Origin of the sequence: Vibrio sp. J1-1 (genome assembly GCF_021728395.1) — a bacterium.
Taxonomy (GTDB): domain Bacteria; phylum Pseudomonadota; class Gammaproteobacteria; order Enterobacterales; family Vibrionaceae; genus Vibrio.
Genome location: NZ_JAKKCM010000004.1, coordinates 117,409 through 135,703 on the forward strand (window position 1 = coordinate 117,409; position 18,295 = coordinate 135,703).

The 18,295-nt window shown below is 44.3% G+C and carries 15 protein-coding genes; 9 read left to right on the top strand and 6 right to left on the bottom strand.

Annotated elements, in window-relative coordinates:
• Positions 1 to 26: 26 nt before the first annotated feature.
• Positions 27 to 1,262, bottom strand: a complete 1,236-nt coding sequence (locus tag L3V31_RS07750) for a cysteine desulfurase-like protein (protein WP_237315512.1) — start codon at positions 1,260 to 1,262, stop codon at positions 27 to 29.
• Positions 1,246 to 1,902 (bottom strand): 2OG-Fe dioxygenase family protein, encoded by a 657-nt coding sequence (locus tag L3V31_RS07755; protein WP_237315513.1) that lies wholly within the window; start codon positions 1,900 to 1,902, stop codon positions 1,246 to 1,248. The genes L3V31_RS07750 and L3V31_RS07755 overlap by 17 nt, the downstream gene beginning before the upstream one ends.
• A 359-nt stretch (positions 1,903 to 2,261) precedes the next feature.
• Here L3V31_RS07755 and trxB point away from each other — a divergent pair, with 359 nt between their 5' ends.
• The 3 genes from trxB (at position 2,262) to cydC (ending at position 6,826) form a co-directional block, all read left to right on the top strand.
• The gene (gene trxB, locus L3V31_RS07760; RefSeq protein ID WP_237315514.1) at positions 2,262 to 3,221 is read left to right on the top strand and encodes a thioredoxin-disulfide reductase; all 960 of its coding nucleotides are present in this window, start codon (positions 2,262 to 2,264) and stop codon (positions 3,219 to 3,221) included.
• A gap of 103 nt (positions 3,222 to 3,324) precedes the next feature.
• Positions 3,325 to 5,112: a cysteine/glutathione ABC transporter permease/ATP-binding protein CydD gene (gene cydD, locus L3V31_RS07765; protein ID WP_237315515.1), complete on the top strand. Its 1,788-nt coding sequence runs from the start codon at positions 3,325 to 3,327 to the stop codon at positions 5,110 to 5,112.
• Positions 5,105 to 6,826: a cysteine/glutathione ABC transporter ATP-binding protein/permease CydC gene (gene cydC / locus L3V31_RS07770; protein WP_237315516.1), complete on the top strand. Its 1,722-nt coding sequence runs from the start codon at positions 5,105 to 5,107 to the stop codon at positions 6,824 to 6,826. Before cydD ends, cydC begins: the two co-directional genes overlap by 8 nt.
• 56 nt (positions 6,827 to 6,882) lie before the next feature.
• Here cydC and L3V31_RS07775 read toward each other — a convergent pair whose 3' ends face one another.
• From L3V31_RS07775 to L3V31_RS07785, 3 genes are all read right to left on the bottom strand, one after another.
• Positions 6,883 to 8,220, bottom strand: coding sequence for a D-serine ammonia-lyase (locus tag L3V31_RS07775; RefSeq protein WP_237315517.1), 1,338 nt, complete (start codon positions 8,218 to 8,220; stop codon positions 6,883 to 6,885).
• Between the two features lie 146 nt (positions 8,221 to 8,366).
• Entirely contained in the window at positions 8,367 to 9,470 is a 1,104-nt protein-coding gene (serC, locus tag L3V31_RS07780; protein WP_237315518.1) for a 3-phosphoserine/phosphohydroxythreonine transaminase, read from the bottom strand.
• A 252-nt stretch (positions 9,471 to 9,722) separates the two neighbouring features.
• The gene (locus tag L3V31_RS07785; protein WP_237315519.1) at positions 9,723 to 10,988 is read right to left on the bottom strand and encodes a DUF945 family protein; all 1,266 of its coding nucleotides are present in this window, start codon (positions 10,986 to 10,988) and stop codon (positions 9,723 to 9,725) included.
• A gap of 186 nt (positions 10,989 to 11,174) precedes the next feature.
• On the opposite strand from L3V31_RS07785, the gene L3V31_RS07790 reads away from it, so the two are divergent.
• The 3 genes from L3V31_RS07790 to L3V31_RS07800 all read left to right on the top strand — a co-directional run bounded on the left by L3V31_RS07790 (position 11,175) and on the right by L3V31_RS07800 (position 14,356).
• The gene (locus L3V31_RS07790; RefSeq protein WP_237315520.1) at positions 11,175 to 13,118 is read left to right on the top strand and encodes an ATP-binding protein; all 1,944 of its coding nucleotides are present in this window, start codon (positions 11,175 to 11,177) and stop codon (positions 13,116 to 13,118) included.
• Positions 13,115 to 13,612: a response regulator gene (locus tag L3V31_RS07795; protein ID WP_237315521.1), complete on the top strand. Its 498-nt coding sequence runs from the start codon at positions 13,115 to 13,117 to the stop codon at positions 13,610 to 13,612. The genes L3V31_RS07790 and L3V31_RS07795 overlap by 4 nt, the downstream gene beginning before the upstream one ends.
• A 198-nt stretch (positions 13,613 to 13,810) precedes the next feature.
• Positions 13,811 to 14,356, top strand: a complete 546-nt coding sequence (locus L3V31_RS07800) for a hypothetical protein (RefSeq protein ID WP_237315522.1) — start codon at positions 13,811 to 13,813, stop codon at positions 14,354 to 14,356.
• Positions 14,357 to 14,530: 174 nt separating this feature from the next.
• On the opposite strand, the gene L3V31_RS07805 is transcribed toward L3V31_RS07800, so the two are convergent.
• Positions 14,531 to 15,118 (bottom strand): TfoX/Sxy family DNA transformation protein, encoded by a 588-nt coding sequence (locus L3V31_RS07805; RefSeq protein WP_237315523.1) that lies wholly within the window; start codon positions 15,116 to 15,118, stop codon positions 14,531 to 14,533.
• Between the two features lie 370 nt (positions 15,119 to 15,488).
• Here L3V31_RS07805 and L3V31_RS07810 point away from each other — a divergent pair, with 370 nt between their 5' ends.
• The 3 genes from L3V31_RS07810 (at position 15,489) to L3V31_RS07820 (ending at position 18,146) form a co-directional block, all read left to right on the top strand.
• Positions 15,489 to 16,409: an HDOD domain-containing protein gene (locus L3V31_RS07810; RefSeq protein ID WP_237315524.1), complete on the top strand. Its 921-nt coding sequence runs from the start codon at positions 15,489 to 15,491 to the stop codon at positions 16,407 to 16,409.
• A gap of 110 nt (positions 16,410 to 16,519) precedes the next feature.
• Entirely contained in the window at positions 16,520 to 17,425 is a 906-nt protein-coding gene (locus L3V31_RS07815) for a lysine exporter LysO family protein (RefSeq protein ID WP_237315791.1), read from the top strand.
• A 208-nt stretch (positions 17,426 to 17,633) separates the two neighbouring features.
• A complete protein-coding gene (locus L3V31_RS07820) occupies positions 17,634 to 18,146 on the top strand; it encodes a hypothetical protein (protein WP_237315525.1) in 513 nt (170 codons plus the stop codon).
• Positions 18,147 to 18,295: the final 149 nt, after the last annotated feature.

Below are 18,295 nucleotides of genomic sequence, written 5' to 3' on the forward strand. Positions count from 1 at the left end.
GCTTTTTGTTTTCTATTCAGGATTTGCTAAGCATCCAGAATGCTCTCTATCACATCAAACAACATATCCACCTCTTCAAGTGTGTTGTAATGCATGCAACCAATCCGGACAACACCGCCGGTCTCTTCCAGCCCAAGCTGACGAACTAAACCCAGTGCGTAAAAATGCCCGTTCCAGACACAAATATTGTGTTCGCCCAAGGTTTTCGCAATAAATTCTGGCGAATATTTATCGAAGGTCAACGCAAATGTTGGCGTACGAAGCTGCGTATATTCCTTATCGATGCCATACAGTTTAACGCCCTCTAGCGCATCTAATCGCTGTAAGAAACGCTCACTTAACCGTTGTTCATGCTGAGTATAAAGCGCAAAGCTTTGTTCAAGTCTTTGGCGAAGTGGTAAACCTTCTTCACCAAACTGCGCTAAGTATTCGACGGCTGCAGTGACGCCAGCCAAGCCTTCAAAGTTTTGCGTCCCTGTTTCAAATCGACCCGGACCGATATTCGTTGCCGGCTCAACTTTATATGGACGGATGCAATGTAACCATTGGTCAGCGACGTACGCGATTCCCACGTGTGGCCCGAAGAACTTGTAGGCAGAACACGCAAGGAAATCACAACCTAACTCCTGAACATCAACGAGATGGTGTGGCGCATAGTGCACTGCGTCGACGTAAACTTGAGCACCAACTTGATGTGCCATTTCTACAACACTTTGAATATCGACAATTGACCCTGTCGTATTTGAAGCGTAAGTGACTGCGACCAAACGCGTTTTGTCAGACAACAAGCTTTGTAGATGTTCAAGATCAAGCGTACAGTCATCCTCATTGATACGAACCTGATGAACGACTGCCCCTTTGTCTTCAGCGGCTTGCTGCCAGCTCGAAACGTTGGAATAGTGATCTAAGGCAGAAACGATAATTTCATCGCCCTCTTGCCAGTCTCGGCTGATCGCACGACTTAATTGGAAAGTCAGCGATGTCATGTTCGCACCAAATACAATGTTGCCAGAGGACGGCGCATTCACTAGTGCCTGAGCTGATTCACGCGCACTTTGCATCACGTCAACGGTCGTTTGACTGGAAAAATAGTGCCCACCCAAATTGGCGTTGAAGTACCCAAGGTAAGCCACCATAGCGTCAAGAACTGACTGTGGCACTTGTGAACCGCCCGGGCCATCAAAGAAAGTAACGGGTCTATCGTTATGGTACTGTGCTAACGCAGGAAACTGCTGTCTGATTTGATTAAGATTGAAGTTCATTACGCTTGTCCGTTGCCGTAAGTACAAATACATCCATGTGGCCAGCTTTATCGTCAATCACAGAGCGGATCGGACAGGCGTTATGCCAGAGCTTACTGTCTGCCAACATCGCTACTTCACCATTTTCAAGAACTTTACGGAAAAATGGCGCTTGGTTGTGGCTGCTGTATAGCATGATATCGCCACCAATGATGTTGTGACGACCCACACCTACCATTGCAATGTGATCAAAGCCATCTTGGTGGACACCTTCTGGTGCTACTTGAGTCTCATCTTCAAAGGCGGTGATTCGGATTTGGTGAATTTCGATTTCTTGTCCATTCACTAGATGATTCGCGTTGACAAACAACTCACACATTTCTCTAAAGCCTTCGCTATCCAGAATATTCTTTTCGATAGGTTCAAATTGACGGACAACATCACCTTGGAATTGATTGATGTCTGAAGATTGCACAAAGCTATTTTTATTTAAATCGACGACCTGTCCATTTTCAAAACGTACAACAGAGTAACGTCTTAGTCGATATTGGCCATCAGCATGCTCTGTGTTTGGAAGCGTTTCGAATGATGGTGACAGTTGCTCAATTGCTGCCATGCTGAGCTGAGTTAAATGTAGAGTATTCTCGCGTGAATGTAACATCATTCTCTCCTTTAATGAGGCACATTTGATTAACATTTAATTTACACAATAGGTTACGCAAATATTCTGCAATTACCAGCTTTTGACGTTGATAGCTTCAACAAATATAAAAAAACACGACAAACAACCACAAATGGAAACTAGACTAGTTCTATGTTCCATTTTTTAAGTTTAACAACATTTGAAACTAGACAACTCCACTAGAAACAGAGTTTTATGCTAATGGATAAATATTCGACTGCTTCTGAGTAAGTTCTAATCTATAACCAATTATTCGATCTCTATCCTGCTTTATGCTTTTAAAGCTATAAGAATTTCCATACAATCGAAGGAAATGTTCAGCCCTTTTTGGAGCCATAATGAGCGACGTAAAACATTGTAAACTATTAATTCTCGGTTCTGGCCCTGCGGGTTACACGGCGGCAGTGTACGCTGCACGTGCAAATTTAAACCCAGTGCTGGTAACGGGAATGCAGCAAGGTGGTCAGTTGACCACAACAACAGAAGTTGAAAACTGGCCTGGCGATGCGGAAGGCTTAACAGGTCCTGCGCTAATGGAACGCATGAAAGAACATGCTGAGCGCTTTGAAACTGAAATCGTGTTTGACCACATCAATGAAGTTGAATTATCTCAGCGTCCTTTCCGTCTTAAAGGTGATTCTGGTGAATACACCTGTGATGCATTAATCATCTCAACAGGTGCGTCAGCAAAATACTTAGGCCTCGATTCTGAAGAAGCCTTTAAAGGCCGTGGGGTTTCTGCTTGTGCAACCTGTGACGGTTTCTTCTACCGTAACCAGAAAGTGGCTGTTGTAGGTGGTGGTAATACTGCGGTTGAAGAAGCGCTTTACCTATCAAACATCGCATCTGAAGTACACCTGATTCACCGCCGTGACTCTTTCCGCGCTGAAAAGATCTTAGTGAACCGCCTGATGGATAAAGTGGAAAACGGTAACATCATTCTTCATACCGATCGTACCCTTGATGAAGTTCTTGGGGACGATATGGGCGTTACCGGTGTTCGCATTAAAGATGTAAACTCAGATGCCACTGAAGATATCGATGTAATGGGTGCGTTTATTGCGATCGGCCACCAGCCAAACACGCAAATTTTTGAAGACCAGCTTGAGATGAAAGATGGCTACATCATCGTTAAATCTGGTTTAGAAGGTAACGCTACGCAAACCAGTATCGAAGGTGTATTTGCGGCAGGCGACGTGATGGATCATAACTACCGTCAAGCAATCACTTCAGCGGGTACAGGCTGTATGGCAGCATTGGATGCAGAACGCTTCCTTGACGCACTGAATGACAAATAACTTTTCATATTTGTGCCATATCCTTAAAACCCAGCGGTATTCCCGCTGGGTTTTCTTTTGTATACTACCGCCTCATTAAAACAATTATTATTAAGCCTTTACAATGGATAAGAAAAAGCATAGCAGCTTGAACAAGTGGCTTAAGCAACAAAGTAAGTTAGCCAAGCGCTGGCTTATGATTGCGATCGGCCTAGGCGTACTTTCAAGCGTGTTTTTATTGGCTCAAGCAGCCCTGCTCGCCTCTATTCTTCATCAATTGATCATCGAACAAGTCGACAAAAGTGAACTCATTTGGCACTTTGTCGGACTGGGTGGAACCGTTATTGGTCGTGCAGCCTGTACTTGGGGTCGCGAAATCGCTGGTTATCGTTGTGGAGAACAGATCAGAGTTTATATTCGTCAACTTATTTTGGACAAGGTCCATAAGTTGGGACCTGCTTACATCAAAGGTAAGCCAGCAGGTAGCTGGGCAACGCTGATCTTAGAGCAAGTGGAAGACATGCAAGATTTCTTCTCTCGCTACCTTCCTCAAATGTCGTTATCGGTATTGATTCCTTTTATCATTCTGATCGTCGTGTTCCCAGTAAACTGGGCGGCTGGTTTGATTTTCCTGGTTACCGCTCCTCTGGTCCCTATATTTATGGCATTGGTTGGTAAAAAAGCCGCAGAAGCAAACCGTAAAAACTTCAAAGCTATGCAGCGTTTGTCCGGTCACTTCTACGACCGTCTGCAAGCCATGACGACTATCCGTCTGTTTGACAGAACAAAATCTGAAACAGAAACGCTTAAAGGTGCATCTGAGGTTTTCCGTACTCGTACTATGGATGTACTAAAAATCGCATTCCTATCTTCGGCAGTTTTAGAGTTCTTTACCTCTATTTCCATTGCGATTACCGCCGTTTACTTCGGTTTCAGCTACATCGGTGAGCTAAACTTTGGCTACTATGGCGCTGGGGTAACGCTATTCGCTGGCCTATTTATTTTGATCTTAGCCCCTGAGTTCTATCAGCCACTGCGTGATCTAGGCACTTACTACCACGCGAAGCAACAGGCGGTTGGTGCAGCAGAAAGTATTGTCGAGTTTTTGGAACTGGAGGTCGACCACGTCAAAGACGGTAATCAGACTCTAGACCAGGACACACCAATCGAGATTGAAGCTAATGACCTCGTCATCTTTAGCCCAGAAGGTAAACAGCTCGCTGGGCCTCTCACCTTCTCGCTAAAAGCAAACCAGAGCACGGCACTTGTTGGGCCGAGTGGTGCAGGCAAAACCAGCCTTGTAAATACGATTCTTGGATTTATGCCCTATCAAGGCAGTCTAACAATCAACGGTTGCGAGTTGTCACAACTCGATCTTGCCACATGGCGGAAAACCATTAGCTGGATTGGTCAAAACCCAATGTTGCTTCACGGCAGTATCCGTGACAATGTCACGCTAGGTAAACACAACGTCCTTGATGATGCAGTCAATGTCGCTTTGAAAGACTCACACGCGGCGGAATTTGTTGAGATGCACGGACTGGATTACCCAATTTCTGATCGTTCTGGCGGTTTGTCCGTTGGTCAGGCACAACGTCTGGCTCTTTCTCGCGCTATGCTGCAAAACGGGCGTTTTTGGTTACTCGATGAACCAACCGCAAGTTTAGATGCTCGCAGTGAAAGACTGGTTATGGAAGGGATTAGTAAATATACCCAATCAACCACGAATTTGATGATCACTCACCAGCTTGCACCATTGAAAAACGTCTCACAGATCTTGGTGATGCAAAACGGTCAGATTGTACAGCGTGGTGACTACGCAACTCTCTCGTCTGAGGACGGTTTATTCAAAGACATGTTAGAAGCTAATTTAGCCCAGCGTGAATCAGATAAGGGGAACTTAGATGCGTGATTTACTCCCTTACTTAAAACTGTATAAAAAGCACTGGTTTGGTTTGTCATTGGGGATGCTATTAGCGTTCCTGACTCTTGCGGCTTCAATCGGATTGTTAACCCTTTCTGGTTGGTTTATTTCTGCTGCTTCAGTCGCAGGTTTAACCATCGCAAGAGAAACCTTTAACTACATGCTTCCTGGCGCAGGTGTCCGCGGTGCAGCCATGGCACGTACCGCTGGCCGTTGGGGTGAGCGCGTGGTAAGCCACAACGCAACGTTTAAGCTGCTGACCGATTTGCGCATCTTCTTCTTCGAGAAACTGACTCCGCTCATGCCGGGGCGAGTTTCCTCCATGCGTGATGCGGACGTGCTTAACCGCTTGGTTGCTGATGTGGATGCGATGGATCACGTCTATCTACGCCTTATTAGCCCCGTGATCATTGGTATATTCGGTATCCTAAGTTTAACCGCAGTACTGGCATTCTTTGACTGGCATTTAGCAATGCTGTTGGGTTCAGTACTCACTGTCATGCTGTTGGTTTGGCCGGTGCTGTTCTACAAACTCGGCAAAAAGAATGGTGCGCACCTAACACACCGCAAAGCTGAACTACGCATTGCAACACTTGACTGGCTGCAAGGCTATAGCGAACTAAGCATTTTTGGTGCGGAAGAACGTTACCGCAACTTGATTTTAGACAAGCAAAAACAGCTGCTTTCTAATCAGTTTGTTAACGCGAATCTCACCGGTATGGCATCAGGGCTACTTATGCTGGCTAACGGCCTGACACTGGTAATGATGTTATGGCTTGCCGCAGATGGCGTCGGTGGGCGAGCTCCAGATCCGTGGATTGCGCTTTTCGCTTTTGCAACCATGGCAAGTTTCGAGATCCTGATGCCTATTGCAGGCGCGTTTCAGTATCTAGGTCAAACCTTGACGTCGGCACGTCGACTGAACGAAGTTATTCTTGCCAAACCGGATGTTGTTTTTCCTGAGCAATCGAACCGTGAAGACAAACCGTTAGATATCGAGTTTGACAAAATTAGCTTTGCTTATCCTGATGGCCAGCAAAAAGTGCTAAGCGATTTATCGCTATCTCTACCTTTGGGTTCAAAAACCGCAGTGGTTGGTCAAACTGGTTCAGGCAAGTCGACTCTCATTCAACTGCTGTGTCGCTACTGGGACGTTAACCAAGGTGAAGTACGCATTGGTGGCGCGTCACTAAAAGACTGGGCCGAATCTGATCTACGTTCAGCCATTACCGTCGTAAGCCAGCGTGTAGACGTATTAAACGGCACGCTACGTGACAACCTACTCTTGGCGGCACCGGATGCAACCGATGAGCAACTTGCAGAGATCCTGAATAAAGTGGAACTTGGCGCTTTGCTTGAAGAGCCGGGATTAGATGCATGGTTAGGCGACGGTGGACGCCAGCTTTCCGGTGGTGAAAAGCGTCGTATTGGCATCGCTCGAGCACTGTTACGAAATGCGCCTATCTTGCTCTTGGATGAACCTACTGAGGGTCTAGACAAGCGCACAGAGCAGAAAGTGATGACGTTATTTAACCAGCACTTTGCTAATAAGACAGTGGTGTTCATTACTCACCGACTCATCGAGCTAGAGAGCATGGATAACATCTGCTTAATGGAGCAAGGGGAAATCATAGAGCAAGGCGACCACCAAGCGTTGGTAGCGCAACAAGGTCGCTACTACCAGTTGTTACAGTCTCTATAGATCTAAAAGATACGCAAAGGGCTCATCACAAGATGAGCCCTTTTTATTTGGAAGCATCAAACACAGTGTTCTGACTGAGCTAAATATGCCGCCATTTCTGCTTCTGGAACCATACCACCACCCGTTGCCCAAACGAGATGCGTTGCACCACTAAGTTTATCCTTGCTAATTTGCATACGAGCCCGATATTCACTGTTATTCGATACATGAACCGCTCCGACCATTCCAGCAAGCGCAGAGGGTTCAAGACGGATATTTTCAAGTTCACTCAACTGACCTAAATGATGGTACATACGTTGATCAGAAATGGTGTAATACCCGTCTAACAACCTTTCCATCGCCCTCCCGACAAAACCGGAAGCTCTTCCTACCGCTAAACCATCAGCGGCGGTAACATTATCAATACCTAAATCCTGAACTGAAATTTGGTCGTGCAAACCGGTATGCACACCTAATAACATGCAGGGAGAATGAGTTGGCTCAGCAAAAATACAATGAACGTTATCTCCAAAAGCCATTTTGAGACCAAATGCGACCCCACCGGGTCCGCCGCCAACCCCACATGGTAAGTAGACAAACAGTGGATGGTGTTCATCAACAGCAATACCTAACTCTTCAAACTGCTGCTTTAAACGCTCCCCTGCGACTGAATACCCCAAGAATAGAGTTTGCGAATTTTCGTCATCAATAAAAAAACAGTTAGGATCTTGCTCAGCTTCTTTACGACCCTGCTCCACCGCTACGCCGTAATCTTGTTCGTACTCAACAACGTTAACACCATGAGAACGGAGTTTGTCTTTCTTCCATTGGCGAGCATCGGCAGACATGTGGACTGAAACAGAAAACCCAAGTTTTGCACTCATTATACCAATCGACATACCTAAATTGCCTGTCGAACCTACTGCGATTGAGTATTGTTGGAAAAACTGCCGAAATTCTTCGCTAATGAGCTTACTGTAGTCATCCTCTTCCGCCAGCAATCCTGCTTCTATTGCGAGTTTTTCAGCATGCGTCAGTACCTCGTAAATACCACCACGCGCTTTGATAGAGCCAGAGATGGGTAAATGGCTGTCCTTCTTCAACAGTAAGCGACCCGAGATCGGGGTTTTATACTGGGTTTCCAGACAAGCTTTCATCTTCGGAATATCAACAATAGGCGATTCAATAATACCATTAGAGGATTCAGTTTCAGGAAAAGCTTTCATTATGTAAGGCGCGAATCGCTTTAGGCGCTGGCTCGCAGCATCAATATCTACGGCGTCTAAACCAACATAGGGTAAGCCCTCTTCTAAAGAGGTCACATTTGGGTTAAACCAGCAGACTTCTTTCAAATCGATTAACTGCGTTAGGAGGGGAAATTGTTTTTGTAGTTCTTCGGTGTCGAGCAAATCCATGTTAATCCCACCTTATTCAATCTTTGCCGAAGTAAAGTGCTCAACATGAAAAGTGGTATTCTGTTTGGCTAATTTACCCAAGCATTGGTTAGTTAAACAAAAGCGCCGCAAGTGCGACGCTTTGAGCAGTTCAGCGTTGGTTTAAACTAGGCGTACTTTTCTTCGAACTCTTTCATAAAGTTCACAAGCGCCTCAACACCTTCTAGTGTCATTGCGTTGTAGATAGACGCACGCATACCACCTACAGCACGGTGACCTTTCAGAGACTTCAAGCCTTTAGCATCGGCTAGCTCTAAGAAAGTGCTATCAAGCTCTGGCTTCGCTAACTGGAACGGTACGTTCATTAATGAGCGGTTCGCAGAGTGGATACCGTTACGGTAGAAATCTGACTGATCGATGAAATCGTAAAGCAATTTCGCTTTTGCACGATTCACTTTCTCGATACTCTTAACACCACCCTCTGCTTTTAGCCATTTGAATACGAGACCAGATAGGTACCAAGCAAATGTTGGAGGCGTGTTAAACATAGACTCTTTTTCTGCAAGTACGGTGTAGTCTAGAATGCTAGGCAGCTCTTGTTTCGCCAGACCCAATAAATCATCACGCACGATAACGATAGAAATACCAGATGGGCCAATGTTTTTCTGAGCACCCGCGTAGATGACGCCGTATTTAGAAACGTCGATTTCACGTGAAAGAATAGTGGAAGACATGTCTGCAACAATTGGCTTGTCCGTAACAGGCAAATCGTTGATTTCAATACCATCAATGGTTTCGTTAGGGCAGAAGTGAACATACGCAGCTTCTGGCGCAATTTCCCATTCACTTGCAGGCTTTACCGCCAGTTTGCCATTAATTTCCGTTTTCGCATCAAAAACATCAGGTTCGCAATATTTTTTCGCTTCCGCAACTGCACTTTCAGCCCAGTAACCGCCATCAATGTAAGTGGCTACTTTTGCTTCACCTAGAAGGTTAAGTGGTACAGCAGCAAACTGAGCGCGAGCGCCACCTTGGCAAAATAGGACTTTGTAGTTCTCTGGAATATTTAAAAGGTCACGCAGATCTTGTTCCGCTTCTTCAGCAACTTTAATGAACTCCTTGCTTCGGTGGCTAATTTCCATCACGGATGTGCCCAGACCTTGCCAGTTTAATAGTTCGTTTTGTGCTTGTTGCATAACTGCTTTTGGCAGACCTGCTGGTCCTGCGCTGAAGTTAAATACGATGTCCGTATTTTGTTCCATGATGCTCATTGCTCCTGCTAAATATATGTCGAAATTAATGTACTCAAATAATCTCGAGATGTCGGCTAGGGAAGGCTTGTGTGGTCATCAGCGCAGACACTATTTATCGTGCGAAAACTCTCTAACAAAGCTCCGATGCCTTCATCTTGATATATGTTGGGTATATCACGTTTTTACGGCGATAAAAACAAGAAAAGAGGTCCTACGACCTCTTTTTAAATTGAAAACGCCCTATGAGCGTAATTAACTAACAGTAGCTGTCTATTTTTGCATCAAAGCAGGCATCAATAACGCGATCAAGGGAAATTCGTGTCCGTTTTCGAATTTTAACTTTCCATCACCAATTTGAGCTTTAAGTTGATAACCACCCTCAACTTTTTCTATTAACTCCATGATTAACAATTCATCTATCCCTTCTTGAATAAACGGATAACGCTCAACCAATTCATCGGAGAAATAAGTACTCAAGGCTCCGTTAGTCACATTGACCAACTTCATCGGGTTCTGCGTGATTTGCTCAGTGCCTTGTGGGACAGACAATTCCCATTCGTTATGGAACGTCCCTTCACCAAACGCGAGCGACAGTTCATTAACGGAAAGGTTAAAACCTTTGTTAAACAACGTATCAATGTGAGGTAATAGGTTGTTGATTTCTTGCTCGCTCAACACCGCTGAGCTCTGATAAATCGACATAATCTGATCAAACGATTGGCTATCTACATCCTTGATAGAAAAGTCGAGCTTAAAGTTGTCAACATCCGTGCCGTCCGTCAATCGCATGGTTTGCGCTGCAAGATTGAACTGGCTATTCAGCTTTTCACCCGCCTCATCCGTAGCGGTGTTACCACTGTAATTTGCATTTTCAATTAAAAATACTGGGGTCATGGCAGAGTCCACCACATCCAGTTTCTCTAAAGAAAAAGCCTGCTCGCCTAACCAGTAGCCTTTAACTTGTTTTCCTTTACCCTGCCCAGTTAAACCGTTCAAATGCAACTCATCCCCATTGCCGAAATCAACCTGAACATAAGGGACAGAAACCTGATAATTGAGGTCTCCCAAAACCGTCACATTGCCCGATACTTTTACCGGGCTTGTCGATACCGAAAGATCTTCGACTTCATTTCGGTAATGCCAACTATCTAGATTAAGTGTAAACGCGGTATTACCATTGAGTTGAGTCTGACTGCGCAACGTAAGCGGCACAGAGTCGCTATCTACTAATTTTGAATCTGCAGTAAGACTCGTCAGACCATGACTCACATCACTGGTCACATCAAAGGTTGTTGGGACGTTGTCACTGATTAGCAGTGTCTTTAGCTCAGGGTCAACCACTGTATATCGAGTTAACACAGCCGAAGACAGGTACCCGCGTTGATACTCAATGACTTCTCCTTTGATCATTTCATCGTTCAAATTCGCGATACTATCTTCAATGATGGACTGGCCAATTTGACCAACTGCAAGTGGCCAACAAAGCGCGAGTGAAATTGCACCGCCAATGGCGCCAAGTTTTTTCAAATTTTGCATAACGTCACTTTTCAGGTATTTGTGTTCAGTCTAACCCAAACCCTCGGTGGATAAAACATTGAGATAAATCAGACTATTGTTGCTTATTCTAGACCATTAATCAGGAATCATACTCAGCTCGCACTCATTCCATATTTTTATTGATAGAGTCTGCTTGGAGAAGTTTTAATCGGAGCTCAAATACCTGTGAACCGCTACGCTGTATTGTGTCTTGATAACAATCCAATCAGTGCTGAACAGTTTCGATTGGAACTGTCTGCTTTCGCGAGCAAATTTGATATTTTTTCTGTTGAATCCATTGAAGAAGCACAAAGTGCCCTTGAATATCTCGAACAGCAGAATCAGACAGTCGCACTCGTCATCGCCAGCCACCACGCTCATTTTAACGGCGTGGAGTTTCTGATTGGTCTTGACCGGGCACCACATACCGAAAGCGCGCGCAAAATCCTCATCAGTTGTTCCTCGGATATCCAAGCAATTCTTACGGCTGTCAATGAAGGTCGACTAGACCACTGTCTCACAAAGCCACTCCCTGATAAGGTTTTATATAACACCGTTCAAAAAGAGCTAACCCAGTTTATTTTACGCTACTGTCATGAGGACTTGCTCGGCTACAGCCAGGTACTGGATCCGCATAAATTGCTTCGAGCACACGTTGAAAATCAGATGCAGAAATACCAAGCGGGATTTCTGCATGACGACTACCATGAAATGCCAGATGAAGAGCTCGCAGAACAGGTCATTTCTGCCTTACAGCTGTTTTTCAAAGACAGTGATGATACCCACGCTTGCCGGACCTACTCACCAGAGCACTTATTGACGGTTGAAGGTGAGCCAAACAACTTTCTCTGGTTTATTACCAACGGAGACGTTGCGCTATACAAGAAAGATGAGCAAGGCGTTCAACGAGAAGTCGTTCGCTATACAAAAGGTAATATTGTCGGCAGTATGTCATTCGTAACGGGTGAAAACTCCTTTTCTACTGCGCTGACGTTATCGAAGACGGAAGTGATCAAACTCGACCGGAAGGTGTTCCACAGTGTCATGCAAAGTGACTCTAATCTTCTGCCACTCTTCACCAACTTACTACTTCGACACTTTAATCGACGTTTGCAACGCAGCATCAAGACCAAGTTACAACTGCAAAAAACACTTGAATCGTTAGAGTCGGCTCATCAACAACTAATAGAGCGAGAAAAAATGGCCATGCTTGGTCAGCTCGTTGCCGGTGTCGCCCATGAACTCAACAACCCTATTGCAGCTATTTTGAGGGGGGTAGAAAACCTCACTCATACCCTCGAAAGCCTACTGACCGAACTTCCTACTTCGGATATACAGAGCAAGGGCGTACAGCTGCTGTCTCAAGCCCAAAACTCTAAGCCTGCCTCTACCGCAGAGCTGAGAACACGAGTAAAACAACTTAACCCTATCCTACCGGATCGCACGTTAGCCAAAAAAATCGTCAGTCTCGGCTTGGAGTCAGATAGTGCGTTTTTGTCCCAGCTAGCGAAAAAACGGCATAGTGCTGCCCAGACACTTGGCACACTTGAGCAATATCATAAAGCGGGAGCTTCATTGCGTTCAATTAACGTGTGTGCAGCCCGCATCGCCGATATGGTAAAGAGCTTAAAAGGTTATGCACGCGCCGATGATGAAAGCATGCACTACGCTGATATACATGAAGGCATAGAGGACACCTTAGTTATCTTTGAAAACAAGTTGAAAATTCACCAAGTTTCAACAGACTACGATAAGTTACCGCGTATTCTTTGCCAGCCTATCGCTTTGCAACAGGTTTGGACGAATCTAGTTTCAAACGCTATTGACGCTTTTCCTGAGAAAGGTGTTTTAAAAATCCAGACAAGGCAGGTAGAGAAAGATCAAAAGAGATATGCCGTTATTTCATTCGAAGACAATGGTTGTGGCATTCCGGAATCACAGAAGACATCGATTTTTGAACTCAACTTTACGACCAAAAAAGTAGGCAACTTTGGCTTAGGCATCGGGCTTTCTATCTGCCAGCAAATCGTTTCCGCTCACCACGGATGGATTGAAGTGGAATCAGAACTCAACAAGTACACTCGTATGACAGTCTGGTTACCAGTCATCGAAGAAGGAGATGAAATATGACAAAGTATCTAATTTTATGCGTCGATGACGAAAGAGAAGTCTTGGATAGCGTGTTGCAAGATTTGGCTCCCTTCGAAGAACACTTCATTCTAGAAGGTGCTGAGTCCGTAACAGAAGCAAGACAAGTGATTGAAGACATGGCGGAAGAAGAAGTGAAGCTTGCTCTCATTTTGTGTGATCACATTATGCCAGAACAAAACGGAATTAGCTTTTTGATCGAACTCAGTCAAAATGCCGACACAAGAAGTGCCCGCAAAGTGTTACTGACGGGTCAGGCTGGATTAGAAGACACCGTTGAGGCTATTAATCACGACAGTTTAGACTATTACATTGCCAAGCCTTGGAAAGGAGACGCACTAAGACAGGCGATCCTTTCCCAGTTAACTTCGTTCGTGATCGAACAGGATGATGACTTGTTATCTTGGACAACCGTCCTTGACTCAGAGGCCATTTTAAATGCGATGGCGGAACGCAGAGCAAGCTTTGGCGAATAAACAAAACCGTCATAAGTGCGCCACCATACATGGCGCATTTTTTGCTTAAACTGAATAACAAATAAGTTAATTGACAAAACATCGACACATTTATGTTGGTCGTAGACCTTTCTTTTGATTATGATGTCGGACAAATAAGATTACGGTTCAAGTGTTTGCTTGAACTCATGGAAAAATAAACAAGGTTTATCGTTAGTTATGCGTAAGACACTATTAGCCACAGCCCTATTGTTAGCATCAAGCCATGCCCTAGCTGCAAACGGCAATACGCCTGCAACTATGAGCAACTTTAGCTACGACTACTTCGAAGCTCGCATTGGCGCAAGTCCGGTGACATTTGGTGCTGGAGTCAGCAAGTCCATTCACCCAAATGCACACGTAGTGGCTCGTATCGATTCTGAGTTTGAAAGCGACTTTGATTCAGCAGCCGGTTTTGGTTTCCATTCACCGCTAAATAACTGGGCAGACCTAACAGGTGAAATGCTGATGCGTGTTGTCCAACCATCCCACTCAAGCAGTACTGATGTTGGCATGGAGTTAAACCTAGGCGTTCGTCAGTGGTTAGGCCCTCAATTAGAAGTGGGTGGTAAAGTTGGTTACGTTTCTATTGATGATAACGACGATTGGATGGGTGCAGCCTATGCACGCTTCCACTCAACTGAGCTGTTCTCTCTAGGTGCAGAAGCGCGCATTAACGACTTCTACGGTGATCAAGTTATGTTCACTACACGCTTCAAGTTCTAATAAACACAAGCGAAAAACAAAAACCGAGGCTTATGCCTCGGTTTTTTTATTTAGTTACAATGAAAAACTCAAATAAAGTGGTCAAAAGTATCAATATCCCTTTTCTACTTTCAACGCTTACTGTTACGAATCGCTAACGCCAGAGCAAAGCAATCGTTGTGCGAACTCATTGCGTTAATTACACAATTCCAATAGCTGTTTTTTACGTGGCTCTTGAATAAGCTTCCAGTGCACTCCATCTATTGCACCAGCAAACTTCCACAGCAATTTGACATCTACATCGTTGCCGTAGGCTTGTCTTACTTTATTGAAAACTTCCACAGGTCCGAGTTCCAAAAATGCTTCAACATCTTCAACACCGGCTTTTTTCACCATACGCTCAAGCGTAAGTTGCATGTTAGGTAGATCCCTCAGTCGTCTACTCGCTGAAGATTTTTGGTATTTACGTTCCTTAACTGCGTACTCAATTGATTTTTGTAACAGCTTATCCAACCCGGAAAAGCCGGATTCAAACAGTTCTGTCACGTCATAATAGTTAACGGTTGCCGTCGTTTGTCTCTTGACGTGCTTATATTTTTCACAATTTAGCCGAATCAGCTCTTCGTCCAGCCCATTACCTCCACGTAAATAACAACAGTCGTTACTAACAAGTGCAAACATAGCGTCATCGCAAAATAAACCGATGCCACCAAACATGGAACGTTTCTGATACTGACTAAAATTGCGTACGTACTTAAAAAAAGCTTGGTCTGTCATGTCCATTGACCTCTTTAATCTGAATAAATTACCCCGATTAGCGATGTCACCAGATGAACAGCAGCTTGTAGCGAATTATAAAATGTCGATTTGTTGGCGATATATTTGTGATTTGTGCTTACCAACTTGCTCAATCATACTTAACGACGAAAAATAAGTTTGGACATAAGTCACATATAAAAAAGTATAAATTCCTCATACGTGATTGATTTCACAGTTATCCTTCTTTGTAGCGGTATTTTTTTGACACCCTATAACCTGAATCAACAATTCATCAAGATATGTTAGTCAATTGAGAATACAGAGCACGCATTTCATTGATAATGGGCGTGTTGAAAGGGTACACTGTACCAAAGATTATAAGCACAACGTCATAATGGAACATCTATCATTTTTTTGGCTACCAAATAACAAAGATAAGCTTTTAAAAGCGCTAGAATCCGAGTTCGCCCAACTGGTAGAACAGTCTATTGCTATCGGTAAGATTTCTTTACCTCCGATACCTGATGTCGTGCTCAAAATTCAGCAGTTGTGCCAAGAAGAAAACACAACAATCGCCGATATTGCGAATTGTTTGTTAGAAGACCCTGGGTTAGCAGCAGTTGTGGTTAGGGTCGCGAATTCGGTAATTTTCAATCGTAGAAACATCACCTGTAATGATCTAACAACGGCGGTCTCGCGTTTAGGCATTCTACGCGTACGTGACATTGTTACAGCTCAAGCAATTGAGCAGTTGAAGCACTCATTAAACCTAACCAGCGAATGTAACGCGATAATGGTGAAAAGTGCTGCGGTTTCCCGCGAGCTTGGTGCTGTGATGGTGTTAATTGTGCAAGAGTTTCATAAGCACGACCCTGTGACTTATGGACACCTTGAACAAGAAAAAGCATTGTTAGTCGGTTTGTTAGCAGATATTGGCCTATTTTGTCTTGTTAATGAGTACAATATGTACATCGAAAGAGGCAACTACCTCGATCAAGACATTGCGTTACAAATCTTCCAAACACGTTGTTCTACAACCAGTAATCTGGTGTTAGAACGCTGGGGATTTGATAACGATTACAGAGAAGTGTCATCGAACGAAAAGTACATCACTTCTCGCCCTGAAGTCAGTTACTTAGACATAGCTAGAATTGCACACCATCTGTTAATGTTCCGCAATCAAGATGAGCGCATTGACGAACACGAAGTGGAAATCAATCTAACGGGAGCCGAGATCCTCTATGACCTCAGCAATATGAGTGATCAGGACTTCCGTCAGGAAATGAACACGGTTTTAACGACCAGTGGCTTGTAAACCTTATTTTTAATTATAACGTCATCCACAGTAATGGCTCCACTCAAGGTTGAGTGCACTTTTATCTGTGGCCAATTTAGGCTTGCCTAACAAAGGAATAATTGAGTTTTATGTTCTCAGGGATGCTATTCATATTTGCCCCACTCGTTGTCGGGTACTTAATTCCTATTTCTCGCGCTTCGATACTCGAGAAAATCAACCAATCCACCTCTTACCTTATCTACGTCATTCTGTCGTTGATGGGGCTGAGCTTGGCTGCACTTGATAATCTGGGTAGCAATTTACAAAGCATTCTTCTTTATGCGAGTACTTTTTTCATTTGTTTAAGTATGTGTAACCTTTTGGCACTGCCTCTTGTCGATAAGATAATTCCTCTCAAAACCGATCAAATTCACAGTAAGTTACCTCTTTCTTCTATGGCTTTGGAGTCTGCAAAATTGATCCTCGTCGTCGGCGGTGGCTTAGTCGTAGGTTTAATCCTTCCCATTGATCTGTCCTGGGTAGATACGGCAAGCGAGTGGATATTGTTCCTCTTGCTGTTCTTCATTGGAATTCAATTACGCAATAGTGGTCTTACCCTCAGACAGATTTTGTTAAATAAGCAAGGCATGGCAATCGCGGCCGTTATTATTGTTACTTGTATGCTTGGTGGCGTAATCGCCTCATTTGTTCTGGATCTTCCGCTATATAAAGCATTGGCCATGGCATCTGGGTTTGGCTGGTATTCATTGGCTGGTATCTTGATGGGAGACGCTTTCGGTCCCGTATTCGGTGGAGCGTCTTTCCTGATAGAGCTTATGCGTGAGTTAGTGGCATTAGTTGCCATTCCACTATTTATCCGCCGTTACCCGTGTACCGCTATTGGTTATGCAGGAGCAACCGCAATGGACTTTACTTTGCCAGTCATCCAAACAACGGGCGGCGTACGTTGCGTACCCGTTGCCATTGTTAGTGGCTTTATTTTGAGCTTGCTCGTGCCAGTAATGATGCTTTTCTTTGTATCACTTGCTAGCTAGATCTCAGGTTTTGTCTTTAACATCCATTACAATACGGCAAAAATTTAAAAACCTAATTAACGTGAAGTTGTCGATACACAATCGGCACCTTAATTCGCTACTTGAATCAACAGCCCAAGACTCTCTTAGCTCCAACATGAATTAAGGGTCATTCATCGCAGAATGAGATTTAACGTTAATTAAGGAATAACTATTAGAAGGAAGAAGAATGAAACGCTTTGTCGTTGCAGCGCTCCTCGCTACAAGCTCAACTTTTACGTTCGCCGCAGATCAGCAATGTCTGGCTAATAAGTACGATGGCTATGTCGATGCTTCGCTACAGTGGTATCAAGATCTTGTTGACTTGACCGTTGATCAATACCCTGATCTCGATGAAGTAAGCCAATGGTTCTTAGATGGCCGTAAGCATCACTTCGAGCTCAATCGCGAAGCGGTACATTATTTTCTTAAAAATGACCCTAGTCGTGTAGCAACAGAGCAGCCAATCGAGGCATGGCTCAAACTTGAGCAACAAGATGTCAAGCAACTGGCAAGTCGCAGTGACAAACTGGGTGAGGCTGCACAAAAAACATTTAGTGACCGCCAATCAACCAATCACGAGAAAAACTACGATCTTCGCTCTGCTTTCGCGGATCTGCTAAGCCACCCTCAGAAAATTGACTCTGCTCTTAATAAGTACAATCAGTCAATTGAGAAGGTCGAAAAACAACAATGTGAATAGCGTCGATACCCAATTAACCTGATAATTGCGGTTTTCAGGCCTTGTCAGAGACGGTTAAAAGTCAGTGACAAAGCTTAGCGTATTACGTGCACTGAGATAGCCTTCGTAACTCGTTTATATATTGCTTACGAAGGCCCTCTTCTAATATA

Coding starts and splice junctions, on each gene's coding strand:
- L3V31_RS07750 (WP_237315512.1), bottom strand. CDS start 1,262: ATGAACTTCAATCTTAATCAAATCAGACAGCAGTTTCCTGCGTTAGCA.
- L3V31_RS07755 (WP_237315513.1), bottom strand. CDS start 1,902: ATGTTACATTCACGCGAGAATACTCTACATTTAACTCAGCTCAGCATG.
- trxB (WP_237315514.1), top strand. CDS start 2,262: ATGAGCGACGTAAAACATTGTAAACTATTAATTCTCGGTTCTGGCCCT.
- cydD (WP_237315515.1), top strand. CDS start 3,325: ATGGATAAGAAAAAGCATAGCAGCTTGAACAAGTGGCTTAAGCAACAA.
- cydC (WP_237315516.1), top strand. CDS start 5,105: ATGCGTGATTTACTCCCTTACTTAAAACTGTATAAAAAGCACTGGTTT.
- L3V31_RS07775 (WP_237315517.1), bottom strand. CDS start 8,220: ATGGATTTGCTCGACACCGAAGAACTACAAAAACAATTTCCCCTCCTA.
- serC (WP_237315518.1), bottom strand. CDS start 9,470: ATGAGCATCATGGAACAAAATACGGACATCGTATTTAACTTCAGCGCA.
- L3V31_RS07785 (WP_237315519.1), bottom strand. CDS start 10,988: ATGCAAAATTTGAAAAAACTTGGCGCCATTGGCGGTGCAATTTCACTC.
- L3V31_RS07795 (WP_237315521.1), top strand. CDS start 13,115: ATGACAAAGTATCTAATTTTATGCGTCGATGACGAAAGAGAAGTCTTG.
- L3V31_RS07800 (WP_237315522.1), top strand. CDS start 13,811: ATGCGTAAGACACTATTAGCCACAGCCCTATTGTTAGCATCAAGCCAT.
- L3V31_RS07805 (WP_237315523.1), bottom strand. CDS start 15,118: ATGGACATGACAGACCAAGCTTTTTTTAAGTACGTACGCAATTTTAGT.
- L3V31_RS07810 (WP_237315524.1), top strand. CDS start 15,489: ATGGAACATCTATCATTTTTTTGGCTACCAAATAACAAAGATAAGCTT.
- L3V31_RS07815 (WP_237315791.1), top strand. CDS start 16,520: ATGTTCTCAGGGATGCTATTCATATTTGCCCCACTCGTTGTCGGGTAC.
- L3V31_RS07820 (WP_237315525.1), top strand. CDS start 17,634: ATGAAACGCTTTGTCGTTGCAGCGCTCCTCGCTACAAGCTCAACTTTT.